Origin of the sequence: Nonomuraea sp. NPDC001636 (assembly GCF_040298265.1) — a bacterium.
Lineage (GTDB): Bacteria > Actinomycetota > Actinomycetes > Streptosporangiales > Streptosporangiaceae > Nonomuraea.
Genome location: NZ_JBEOZT010000050.1, coordinates 39,429 through 45,888 on the forward strand (window position 1 = coordinate 39,429; position 6,460 = coordinate 45,888).

At 62.6% G+C, this 6,460-nt stretch carries 6 protein-coding genes; 4 read left to right on the plus strand and 2 right to left on the minus strand.

Annotated features, from left to right (window positions below):
* The first annotated feature begins 31 nt into the window (after nt 1–31).
* A complete protein-coding gene (locus ABT158_RS48450) occupies nt 32–412 on the plus strand; it encodes a GntR family transcriptional regulator (protein ID WP_352365802.1) in 381 nt (126 codons plus the stop codon).
* A gap of 191 nt (nt 413–603) precedes the next feature.
* Here ABT158_RS48450 and ABT158_RS48455 read toward each other — a convergent pair whose 3' ends face one another.
* Nucleotides 604–1,818, minus strand: a complete 1,215-nt coding sequence (locus tag ABT158_RS48455) for a helix-turn-helix domain-containing protein (protein WP_352365804.1) — start codon at nt 1,816–1,818, stop codon at nt 604–606.
* A 769-nt stretch (nt 1,819–2,587) separates the two neighbouring features.
* On the opposite strand from ABT158_RS48455, the gene ABT158_RS48460 reads away from it, so the two are divergent.
* Both ABT158_RS48460 and ABT158_RS48465 read left to right on the plus strand, forming a co-directional pair.
* Complete coding sequence (locus tag ABT158_RS48460) at nt 2,588–2,815, plus strand: GntR family transcriptional regulator (protein WP_352365806.1); 228 nt, start codon at nt 2,588–2,590, stop codon at nt 2,813–2,815.
* 121 nt (nt 2,816–2,936) lie between these two features.
* Nucleotides 2,937–3,404, plus strand: a complete 468-nt coding sequence (locus tag ABT158_RS48465; RefSeq protein WP_352365808.1) for an SRPBCC family protein — start codon at nt 2,937–2,939, stop codon at nt 3,402–3,404.
* Between the two features lie 436 nt (nt 3,405–3,840).
* Here the strand turns inward: ABT158_RS48465 and ABT158_RS48470 are convergent, their stop codons facing one another.
* Nucleotides 3,841–4,719 carry a DUF4365 domain-containing protein gene (locus ABT158_RS48470; RefSeq protein WP_352365810.1) on the minus strand — a complete coding sequence of 293 codons (879 nt, stop codon included), beginning with the start codon at nt 4,717–4,719 and terminating at the stop codon, nt 3,841–3,843.
* Nucleotides 4,720–5,396: 677 nt separating this feature from the next.
* On the opposite strand from ABT158_RS48470, the gene ABT158_RS48475 reads away from it, so the two are divergent.
* Entirely contained in the window at nt 5,397–6,008 is a 612-nt protein-coding gene (locus ABT158_RS48475) for a hypothetical protein (RefSeq protein ID WP_352365812.1), read from the plus strand.
* Nucleotides 6,009–6,460 lie beyond the last annotated feature (452 nt).

Here is a 6,460-nt window from a genome sequence, read left to right on the forward strand (position 1 = left end):
CCTAGGCATCTAGAACCGCTAAAATTGAGTCATGGCAACCACTGACCGGCGCCGGCCGTACCTGCGGATTGCCGAGGACATCCGGCGCGACATCGCCTCAGGCCGGTATGCAGTGGGAGAGCAGCTCCCCGTAGCGCGTGAGCTGTCCGAGAAGTACGGCGTGGCCATGATGACCATCGGCAACGCCCTGGCCGTACTCCGTGATGAAGGGCTCATCGAGACCCGCCAGGGGGCGGGCAGCTTCGTCACCCGCACCCCTGACGACGTCGAGGCCGTCCCCGCCCCTGGCGAGCACAGCGAAGAGTTCCGCATCATCTCCGAGCAGTTGCGCGAGATCCGTCAGCACATGAACAAGCTGACGGTCAGGCTGGACGAGCTGGACGCTCGGACTCGCCCTGATCAAGCCGAGTAGAGACCCTCATCGCACGCCGCTGGAGTTCGGCCAGATCGACCGCGATCTCCGCCAGCTCGCGAAGCAGGATCTGTCGTTCAGTCTCGCTAAGACCCACGTATCACCCCATCGTGTAGGCAGAACGCCGAAGCGCCCCCGGGTTACCTGCTGGGTGAGGAGCCATTGCGCGGATAGCCCTCCGTTCGTCGTGCTCAGAGCAGCCGCATCACCTTGGCGAGGTTGAGAATCTCGCGCTGACGATGCAGCTTGCCGCTGTCTCGCAGGTCGCGCACGATGTTGCGGACCAACGGACGGTTCCGGACGTGCTGAGGCGCGATCCGGTCGGCACGCAGCAGAGCGTCTGCGGCTTCGTTGTCCTTTCTGTTCATGTGGTAGCCCGCCGCGGTGCAGGTCCAGTAGTGAGCCTGGCGTTCGGACGAGGCGATCTCAGCGATCTCGACGTGTTCGGCCCGCGAGATGACCTCACGAGGCCGGCCCAGCTCCATGCTGACCTCGACGGCATGAATGGTGGTATTGACCCGGTTGAACTGCGTCTGGAACGCGTTGCCGTCCCGCGGCAGGACCTCGGCGACGCGGCGGGCCTCGTCCAGGTGGCTCTCCGCCTCTCTCTGGTCCCACAGCCGGGAATACGCCACGGCGGCCCGTAGATGCAGGGCACCCCACATCGCCTTGATCGTGTCGTCTCCGCTCACGTACGGCTCGATCTGGTCCAGCGCCGACAGGGCCGCGTCCTTGGCCGGGTCGAGCTGCGCTTCGTGCAGCCACACCCCGCACAGGTCCCAGCTTGCCGCCGCGATCAGATCGGGTGAGCCCACGCGCTGTGCGGCCACGAGTTCGCGCTGTACCGCCGTCCAGCCGAGATCATGGTGACCCAGCAGGTTCGACGACACCCGCGCCATATGGCAGGCCCGCAGCATCAGCTCCTCGGCCCGGTCGCGATCGGCCGAGGAGCCGTTGATGATCGCGATCAGGTCGGTGAGGATCCTGGGCAACACCTCACCGAGGGCGGTGAACTTGGCGTCCTGGCGCAGCTGCTCCGCCAGGCGGACGTTCGCCTCCAGCTCCTGCAGCGTCCGCGGCTCCCCGCGCGCCGGCAGCCCGATCCCGCTGGGCAACGACGCCTGCTGGAGCGCGAGCCGAAGCCCCGGAACGGCCGCGTGCCCGGAGTCGAGCTCCGTCGTCTCGTGCTGGTACGGCTGGCCGGTCAGCTCGCCGACCTCCACCCCGAGTGCCTCGGCGAGTTGCCCGACGACGCTCATCCGGTCCAGTGGCATTCGGCCGTTCTCCACCTTCGACAGCCATGAGACAGATCGGCCGACCTTCTCGGCGAGGGTTGCCTGATCCCAGCCCTTGCGGTGACGAGCCCGCGCGATCCGCTGGCCCTGCGTCACGTACTCTGTTGCCACGTCGCCGCCCCTCCTTCGTCGTCGCCTGCTTCGACGATAAGTCGGGTGACCTGCGTCACTGGCAGAAAAACTGCCAGTCGGAGGGCATGCGAAACCGCAGGTCGGCCTTCGACCTGCGGAAACGCTCGTCACTGATCGGTTTCAGAAAGTGACGCTACGTGTGCATGGCTCGCCGGATCCGCGCGTCGTTACCTCGCTTCCCCTCGCATGAGCTGTCGCCACAGCGTCATGGCATCGGCGACCCGCATGCGCGGGCTCTCCACGACGTTCGGGGAGGGGGCGGACCGGTCGTAGCGCCGGATGAAGCTCTGCCCGCCGGCCATGCAATGCTCGAAGACGGGCGACCGGCATTCGCAGGTGTAGTTCAGGACCCGAGTGCGATCGGGGCGTTGCTCGGCTGGGAGCCACCTCACCGACACCGCGTGCGGTCGAGGCGAGGCGGGGTGCGTACTGTGAAGGTCTCCGACTTCTATCACTGGGCTCACCGTCCTTCGTAACGCGCGATCGCCGGCGCAGTGCCTTCGGTGCTCGTGGATGTCGCGATCGATGGACAGACGTTGGTGAGCGGGGAGCCGTCTCCAGTCGCACAACGCATCTTCGCGGAGCAACAGACCGAAGCGTCCGAACGGAGCCCCACTCGGAGGGGCTTGGAACAGCCGCTCACCTTCGCCATGCCCGCAACCTATCCCAGCCTGTCTTAACCTGTCTATAGCATTCCTAGCAATGCCTGTTCTATGCCGTTAGGTGCGGGGATACCTAGAGTCGTCCCGTGATCGAATGGGACCCGCGGCTCTACAAGTGGGAGCAGATAGCCAACGTCGTGGCCGAGCGCATCGGCGACGGCACCTACCCGCCCCTCACCCTCATCTCCGAGGTGAAGCTGCAGGAGGAGTTCGACGTCGCACGAGTGACCATCCGCAAGGCGATGGAAGCACTCAGAGAACGAGGGCTGATCACCACAAAGCCCGGCAAGGGCTCCATCGTTTCCCCACAGTAGTCAGGCCTGCCCATCTCGGCCGACACCTGATGGGGATCTTTCCACGACACCTTCAAAGGCGCCGGCCTCTCTGTCGTTCGACGAGGATGGGTCTGGAGAGCTTCAGTCCTAGACTCGGGCCATGGACAGGACTGACCGCGCCAGCCGGATGATCGCGGCGCCACCGGCGACTGTCTACGACGCCCTTCTCGACCGGGAGTCCCTCGAAGCCTGGTTGCCGCCGGACGGCATGCGCGGGCGGATCGAGCGGTGGGATCCCCGGCCTGGTGGCGGGTTCCGGATGGTCCTCACGTACCTCGACCCCACCGACAGCCCAGGCAAGACGTCAGACGCGACGGACGTTGTCGACGTCGCGTTCGCCGAACTGGTTCCACCGGAGTGCGTGGTGCAGCGGGCAGTGTTCGAGGCCGACGACCCGTCGTACGCGGGCACCATGACGATGACCTGGCACCTAACTGCCGCCAGCGAAGGAACCGAAGTAACCGTCACCGCCATGGACGTACCAACCGGCATCGACCAGGCGGTGCACGAAGCCGGGCTCGCCTCCTCGCTGGCCAACCTGGCGTCGTACGTCGAAGGGGCCGGCTGACTCAGTCTGGACTGCACCCGAAGGCGCTACCCCCAGCCCGAACAGCATCGCCAGCGCCGGAGAAGTCGACGAAACAGCAGGTCAGACGGAGTGCTTCACGACCGGATGAGAACTTTCCCTACGGTTTCAAGGGCAGCCCACCTGCGGCGGCCTGCCGCGCGTCGGGCGGTCGTCGGCCGCGCTGCGGCACTTCGGCCGGTCGCGGCCACGCCGCCCACGCAAGCGTTCACACCGTAGCTTCTCGCCAGGATGTTCCTTCGCTCCGTCTGTCTGTTGCGATGCTACCCGATCTGATGAAGTAATCCGTTGACTATTTGCCGCCATTTCCTTCGCACTTCAATATGCAGACCGGGAAATCGCCACGAAGATCGTCCTGGGCATGAACTCTTTGCGGCAAGGTGCTAGGCGGGTGGCTTAGGGGCCTCTCCCGATATTCTTACGACGGCTCCCGAAATGACTTCCTGATATTGGATTCAAATGTCGCCCTGACCAGCTCAGCCATTTCGTCTATGAGCACATAGGGAAGCCCGCGTTTGATGAGACCGTCGGGTCCAGTTAGCAACATTACCTGCATCAAGGCTGCATCTTTTATGGCCTCATCAACATCATTCCAGCCTAATAGCTTAACGTCTTTCAGTCTATCCTTCCGGGCGGACAGCGATTTCTGGAAAAGGTCAACCACTTTCCTTAGTGTCTCGTTCGTCAATCTTATTTCCTCGCTTATGTCGGGTTCGATAATTCCGAGATCTGCCATAACATCGAGAACGATCCCTACGGCCTCTTGGTCAGCACTCTTTGCCGCATCCGGACTGTGATGCAAGTGCTCTGACTCGAAATTTCGGCATATGCTAACTAGGTTACTTGCGTGAGTTAGTCGAGCTTCCCAGGCGAGAGCATGTGCTGCCTCAACATCAAAGACATTATCTTTGTCAAAGCTGATCGAAACCTTGTCGCCATCTTTGATGTTGCGTAGGTCTACCTCCTGAAACTCGTCACGCGGTATTGCGTACCAGCCGATATCAGTTGCAGTATCCCATAATGTTACTACTACGAGATCGGCACTTCGCACCCACCTCAACAACGTTCCCTTAGGGACGTATGCTTTGGGGAGGGTGCGGTCAGATGTAGTTTTCTTGCTGCCACAAAATCCTTTCACTTGCACCCAGAGGCGTGATGCGTCCATCTTTCCATTCAAGCACGTTTGAACCAATAGATCCTCGCCATAGTCACGCCTAACTTCTTCTACAGCAAACCCGGATAGTGCCCACATTCTCCGAACTGAAGCTATGGCTTGTTCTGCTATCTGGTGCTGCACCGGACGATTCGGCAATTGTTCTCCTTAATTGACTGGAAACGTCCTGAAAAGTCCTTGATAGGAGCATCATGTCATGGGTGCATGTCGGTTTGACAGGTGTAGCGTGGAATCCACGGGATGAGCTGCCGCGCGGCTTCCGTTCCTAATGACGGTCGCGAGCACGTCCCAGCCACCCAAGCCAGCGGACGCAGCCGCGCCGTGGTTACACCGCCGCCTCAAGAACCAGCGCCCGGCCGCGTCGGCTACATGTGGGCGTTCGCCGTTCGCCGCCTAACCGCCTCACCTGGAGCACGAGCCCACTACGACCGGCGCAAGATCAGGTGTTCCTAGTCAGAAGGCGGCGTGGCTGAGGCCGTGACGATCGCAGACTTCGGTCCCCCTCGTATGGGGCTGGGGCGATCGCCGGCAAGGCCCTCCTTCGTCGGGCCTTGCCACCGGATGACCACGGCTTAGGTGCCAGCAGCACTGACAGCAACGTTGCCACACGCCGACGCATCCACGCCACCGTCCGCACGCGCCTGACCACGGTCTCGATCAGCCGAGCAGGGAGATTGTTCCGCCTGAAAAGCGGAAGGTCAGCCTGGCGTCGGTATGAACACGCGGAACGCAGCGGGCCCGTGTCGGAGCGCTCAAGGACACCATGGCGCCTCTCGGAGTGCTGCTTTACCCTCTGAAAGGTGTTCCTGGATGACTGGCGTGAATGTGAACCTGAGCTCAGCGAGGCACAATGCGCCTTCATGGCTCAGATCGAAATACGGGCGGTCGAATGGTCAGCGGGCATATGGCTGGAACGCACAGACGATGGCTCGTTCCCCGTCCTCTTCATCGATCTCAACTCGACGGACGAGAACCTCACCCTGCTCACAGCGGGCGTCCGGGTAGAGGATGGCCGCATCCACGGCGACAAGCTTCACAATCAGCTATTCACCCTGCCTAATGAGCCCACCGGCCTCGCCCTCATTGCTTCGGGTTCTCCTGAAGAACTGGCGGACCGCGCCGCGGAGTGGTTCGACGCCCTGATGCGCCGCCATGTCGTCCGCTACGAGTGGGTTCACCGGGGGCAGATCTACGCGAGCAGGTACCTCTTCTCTGACACTGGAGAAGGTCTGTGTCAGATGTACAACGACACCCTGGCGCCGCCAGGACAGCGGGTTCGGCTGGTGGCCGCCGGACTCACGCGGGGCCGAGGCTGGATCGACACAAGAGGACTTAGGCAACCAGATCGAATCATCACTGTCCGTGGTGACGCGGCTGAGGCAGGTTCTACTGACCGGCCGGGTAGGCGGTAGAACGATGAGCGCGGGACATGTACAGGATGCTCACATGAGCGCCACTGGCTAGTCGCGGCGTTCGCGCAGATCAGGCAGCTCGACGCCCAACGCGCGACCACTGCTCTCCTAATGCGGTTGCTGAAATGCCCTGCCGCGTGGCTTCCGTTCCTCGGGCCTGGCGGCCCTGCGGTACGGGTCCCCTTGCCACCGGATAAGCGGGCTGGCCGCCTGCCCCACTGCTGTACAGCAGCGAAATACAGCAACGCCATCGCACATGGGCACGCGCGACCGGCCCGCACCTGCGGCTTGACCAGGGAAAAGTCCGCTCGACGTTGCGACTGGCTCCCGTTTGCAAGTAGGCGCTCACGTGGCACTCTGAATCGCCCCGAATTTGATGGAGACCTCAGCGGTTGATTGCGATGGGTTCGTTGGGGTGGTGTTGAGCGTAGTAGAGACCCTCGAACTCCTCT